Here is a 4,720-nt window from a genome sequence, read left to right as displayed (position 1 = left end):
AAAAAATTCATGAACATTTCCGGGTTTGATTTCTACGTTTTGTCCTGAGAATTTTTGGATATACTGGTTATAAAATGTAGTGGAATTTACGATAATATAAACTTTGTCATCATGATAGGTCCATGGCACCCCACCGAGAGTCATTCCATCCAGATCATTTTTTGGATCTATGCATTGATAAAGTAGATTCATTCCTCTATCAAATACTAAAAAATGGTGAGTGGGTTTCCCATTTGGGTCATGTTGATATAAATACATAAAAAAATGATTTCTCATAGGGAAGAAAGAATGAATATCATTGATCATTCTATTTTCTGCCAAATGCCTATTTAACTCACGGTTTTCTGCCAATCTGAATCGTTTATCATGCGACAATCCTTTTGAGCCCAGATCAAATTCAAAGCTTTGATAAATGTCGCCTTTTCTATCAAATTCCACGATTTCATAGCTATAGGGGATATTAAAATATACATTATCACTGGATGGATCTGCCATAAAACCATCTTTGGTGCCTACGCTCATCCAATAATAGTCTTTGGGGAATCGGTAGAGCAAAGTTGTGTCATCAGAAGAATTATTTTTTTGGTTAATAAATACTTTGCCTTGCTTTAGGTCTTTTATGCCATTGAATAGAAGCCTATTTTCTTTAAGATGATAAAATGCGTCAAAAAAAAAGGGTTCTTTTTTTTCTTCAAGGAAATTTCCTTCAAGGTCAAAAACTACTGTTTTGGAAAGAGGAATGTCATAAATCAAGACCTTGTCATCCATAAGCTGGAGATATTCACTTTGCTTGATGGTGCCAGGACCTCCGGAATAGTCCGATTTGATAGAGGAAAGCCGTTTGCCTGCCAAGTCAAAAATGTGGATGTTGGAAAGGTCCCGGTCTTCTACGATTATCCTATCCGCTCCAAAAAGTATATGATAGGGTCTAGCCAAAATCTCAGAATCACCCATATCCAAAAGAAGATAGTTGATTTCAGAAAATATATCTGAAAATTTTTCCTTTTCAGATGTGTCTAATTTTAAGGGAATTTGCTTTGTGTGAGAATATTTGTTTTGGCACGAAATTGCTAAAATTAAAAATAGAACTATTGTAGTATACTTATTCATAGCAGAGCAGGAGGGAAAAAACCCCCACCAAAATTAGTGAGGGACTAAAGGATAAGTTTAATTACCTATTACAGGGGTTTCACCGCAGAAAGTTTGTTCCATTATGGGACAAAATTCACCTGGAAATTCTCGGCAAGCGCTATACATTCCTCCATTTTCACATGCTTCTGTTTTCATTACATAGTGTTGGATGGGGAAAGCTGAGAAGCTTAATAACAATGCAGTTACACCTAGAATTAACTTTTTCATAATAAAATAAATTTAGAAAAACAGATCCTCCCCGAAAGGAGCGGCTAGCCAATCGACTAACTACTTCGAACATATTATTATTATTATTATTCAAAATTAAGGTAAACTAATTTAATGAATTTAGTTTAAAAATATTTTAGCGGTAGAAATTCAGGGATAAATGGTTATCTGACAAAAATATCTTGATAATTTTTAAGTTTGTGATTATTCTTCAACCTCCCTGCGATATCTTTCTGCTATGAAAACCATCCATGACATTCTCAAACTTGGAGATCCCCGATTGTATCAGACATGTGAACCGGTACTCCGCTCGGAACTCCCACAAGTTGCTGAATGGACTGAGCAGCTTCATGAGGCGATGGAGGATATCCGCCGGGTATATGGCTTTGGGAGAGGGATTGCAGCTCCTCAGTTGGGAATTATTAAGCGGATGTTTTGCTGATGAAATAAGTTACTCATTGGATTAAACTAGCTAAATCAGAAATAACAACAACTTCATTATTTAAAGTAAACCCCAAAAAGGCCTCAGTTTCCGGATCAAGTTTGGCAAACTGATAGCCTTCCAGAATTTTTCTTATGATCGTTTCTCCAGACTTTTTAAATAATACTATTGAAGATTCGGGACTATCTGGATCAGTTCTATTCAGTAACTTTAGAAGGTAAAAACTCTCTTGATCAGAAATTTGAATAGCAGAAAGTATCTTGTCGGATTGGTATTGATTTCTTTGCCATGGTTCCAAGCTCGCATATTCACTCAAATCCATAATTCCTTTTATATTTCCTTTATAAAGTATAGAGTCTAAGAAGAAAATTTCGGGAACTTTAATAAAATCTTTCTTATAGTATTTAAATAAGCCGTTCTCCAGAGCACTAAAAATAAAAATAGTATCGTTATGCGAAAATGATACAAATTTGTTTTGTGAGCTTACCTTAGTGAATTCATCTAATTTCACGGTTTCTAGACTGGGGAATATTACTTTAAAAATTTGAAAAATTCCTTTTTGAGGATTTCTAAATTCCACTATTAAGTCATTCAAATTTGAACCGATCACGTGATGAAGACCCTTTTCTGACATGTTTAGGTTTTGTTTTGAAAATTTTTTTGTTCCCAAATTAAATTTAATAATATCACTAGGATTGGACCCGAGAAAGTATAAGAGATTTTCATGGTAAAAAATTGACTGAAAAGTATTATTAATATATACTTCTACTGCACCGTTAGGGTATAGCCTCGGTGGAGAAAAAACTGTATCTAAGATATTTGTCCCATTTGTATCAAAACCCAAAACTTCATGTTTATTTGTTAATATAAAGATGTTTTTTTCACCTACCTCCATATCTATGATTGTGGAAAAAGGTGATAATTCTATTTGGAATTCACTATTTGCAGGTTTTAATTTCTTGGTTTCAAAACAGGAGGGCAATACAGTTAAAAGAAAGACTAAGCAATGGAAAAAATTATTTTTTAAAAATGGTTGCATATTCTTTTAATTGTTTCGATGAAAATATTTCTTTTCTACTACCATTGGGTAGTAACATCACAGGTAAAGATTCTATTAAACCTAATTTTATTGCCAATTTGTCTTGATCAATGAAAATATTGGTTTCATCGGGCTTGATAAATAATGAGGCTTTCTTTAATTGGGATGAGATAACGACTATATTAAAAATTTTAGTGTCTAAGCTCTTAATTGTTTCTTGATATTCCCCAAAACAATAACTGCAATTCTCTAGACTTATAAGAATCGTTGGTTTATTCAATTCATATCCAATTTTTTCACTATATAATTCATTATTATTTTTTGGATTTGAACAGGATACTATAAAAAGGAATACGATATTAGTTAATATTTTCATTGGATGTAAAGTCAAAAATATCGATAGAAAGAATATCTTCTTTTAGTGTTGGATTCATTACATTATTTTTAGGTAAATAAAATCCTCTTTTTCCAACAAAAGCTCTATATATATTATATATTCCACCAGGAAATATTATTTCATTAATGACATTGAGATCCTTATCTAAAACTATGACAGAAAACTTCCTAACTCCATCCATCTCTTTTGGGATTCCACCCTTTTCAAAAATTCCGGGGTGTTGAACAGTTCGATAAAAAAGATCTCTATATTTATCATAATATATTCCGTAGTATTTTGCTGTTTCAATAATCTTTTCCATGTCTTGTTCCCTATTAGGTATCTGACGGAAAGGCAAGAAATCGTTCTTTATAAAATCACTTTTCGCATATTTTTTTTCGATTAATCCATTATTTTCTACTATGAGAGAATCTAAAAACCTCCATGAATAAATGATGCGGCCATATTTATCTATTGTTCGTGAAATAGAGATATCTTGGCTTGGCCAAATTTTATTTTGGTAAAATTCTGGAAATCCCGAATTGGGTGCTTCTGAAATTTCATTAGTATTCAAATCATAGATAATTTCGAATTTGTACTTTTCATTTATATTTGAGGGGTTTGTTACTTCAAATAAAGGTAATTGTATGAATCTCAACTTGTCCTTATCATAAATGGTTGGCATTGCTCCAAATGATATGTGATTAATAAGAGATTTTTCAAAATCCTCCTCTTTACTCGGCATATATCTATTGATTAATTCTCCCTGTCTATTAATGAGTAGGCTTCCTCTTATAGATAATGGCATGAAAATAAAAATTGAGTCAAGGTTCAATGCAGTAATTCCTTGAACCACTCGAACTCCTAAAGGTTCTTTCGATGGATACTTGATCTCATTCTCAACCCTGCCACTCTCTAAATTGAAAATCTGAATTGTTTTTTTGTATTCATTTTGATGAAGTAAAAATTCATTTTGGTTCTCTTCTAGGTAGCTAATTCTCATAAAATCAATTGCTGTGCTATCATCTAGTTTTAGGTTGGCTTCTCCGACCATATAGTGATTGGATTCCTTTGTTAAGCTTAGTTTTTCATCAGTACATCCTACAATTAAAAAGAGTAAGGAGAATAGAATTACCTGATAAGGATAAAATTTCATAAGAATTGTTTTAAAAGGAATACAGCCATTGATTATGGCTGTATTTATCAAAATTAATAACCTCCTGACAATATTGGCAGTGAACAGGTGTAGTCACAATTTGAGCATGATCCATCTAAATTATTGGCAGAATAGACCATATCTCCGTTTGGCCCTGTATCTATCGAACCATCTGGATTTCTGCAAATTGCACTTGCGGGCGTGACGCTTGCAAAGCTTATAGCGAATACGCCTAATCCTAAAATTAACTTTTTCATGATAAAATAAATTTAGAAAAACAGATCTTCCCCGAAAGGAGCGGCTAGCCAATCGACTAACTACTTCGAACATATTATTATTATTATTATT

Annotated in this window: 6 protein-coding genes and 1 pseudogene; 1 reads left to right on the top strand and 6 read right to left on the bottom strand. The window is 32.7% G+C overall.

Going from position 1 to position 4,720, the window contains the following annotated elements:
* Positions 1 to 1,110 (bottom strand): 6-bladed beta-propeller (locus FL972_RS16305; RefSeq protein ID WP_144607047.1); only part of this gene is annotated, 1,110 nt, incomplete at its 3' end.
* A gap of 57 nt (positions 1,111 to 1,167) precedes the next feature.
* Positions 1,168 to 1,359, bottom strand: a complete 192-nt coding sequence (locus tag FL972_RS16300; protein ID WP_144606933.1) for a hypothetical protein — start codon at positions 1,357 to 1,359, stop codon at positions 1,168 to 1,170.
* 238 nt (positions 1,360 to 1,597) lie between these two features.
* Between FL972_RS16300 and FL972_RS16295 the strand changes: the two are divergent.
* Positions 1,598 to 1,795: pseudogene (locus FL972_RS16295) on the top strand (peptide deformylase); the annotation flags it as partial.
* Positions 1,796 to 1,814: 19 nt separating this feature from the next.
* Here FL972_RS16295 and FL972_RS16290 read toward each other — a convergent pair.
* The 4 genes from FL972_RS16290 to FL972_RS16275 are packed head-to-tail and all read right to left on the bottom strand — an operon-like array spanning position 1,815 to position 4,629.
* A complete protein-coding gene (locus FL972_RS16290) occupies positions 1,815 to 2,840 on the bottom strand; it encodes a hypothetical protein (RefSeq protein ID WP_144606931.1) in 1,026 nt (341 codons plus the stop codon).
* Positions 2,818 to 3,216: a hypothetical protein gene (locus tag FL972_RS16285; protein WP_144606929.1), complete on the bottom strand. Its 399-nt coding sequence runs from the start codon at positions 3,214 to 3,216 to the stop codon at positions 2,818 to 2,820. Before FL972_RS16285 ends, FL972_RS16290 begins: the two co-directional genes overlap by 23 nt.
* Positions 3,200 to 4,372 carry a DUF4221 family protein gene (locus tag FL972_RS16280; RefSeq protein WP_144606927.1) on the bottom strand — a complete coding sequence of 391 codons (1,173 nt, stop codon included), beginning with the start codon at positions 4,370 to 4,372 and terminating at the stop codon, positions 3,200 to 3,202. Before FL972_RS16280 ends, FL972_RS16285 begins: the two co-directional genes overlap by 17 nt.
* A gap of 53 nt (positions 4,373 to 4,425) precedes the next feature.
* A complete protein-coding gene (locus FL972_RS16275; RefSeq protein ID WP_144606925.1) occupies positions 4,426 to 4,629 on the bottom strand; it encodes a hypothetical protein in 204 nt (67 codons plus the stop codon).
* Between the last annotated feature and the right edge of the window lie 91 nt (positions 4,630 to 4,720).

Source organism: Algoriphagus algorifonticola (assembly GCF_007655305.1).
Classification (GTDB): domain Bacteria; phylum Bacteroidota; class Bacteroidia; order Cytophagales; family Cyclobacteriaceae; genus Algoriphagus; species Algoriphagus algorifonticola.
Note: the sequence above shows the minus strand (reverse complement) of the source record. Positions and strands in the feature narration are given on the sequence as shown.

Excerpts from the sequence above, each read along its gene's own strand:
- FL972_RS16290 (WP_144606931.1), bottom strand. The coding sequence starts at position 2,840 with ATGCAACCATTTTTAAAAAATAATTTTTTCCATTGCTTAGTCTTTCTT.
- FL972_RS16280 (WP_144606927.1), bottom strand. The coding sequence starts at position 4,372 with ATGAAATTTTATCCTTATCAGGTAATTCTATTCTCCTTACTCTTTTTA.
- FL972_RS16300 (WP_144606933.1), bottom strand. The coding sequence starts at position 1,359 with ATGAAAAAGTTAATTCTAGGTGTAACTGCATTGTTATTAAGCTTCTCA.
- FL972_RS16285 (WP_144606929.1), bottom strand. The coding sequence starts at position 3,216 with ATGAAAATATTAACTAATATCGTATTCCTTTTTATAGTATCCTGTTCA.
- FL972_RS16275 (WP_144606925.1), bottom strand. The coding sequence starts at position 4,629 with ATGAAAAAGTTAATTTTAGGATTAGGCGTATTCGCTATAAGCTTTGCA.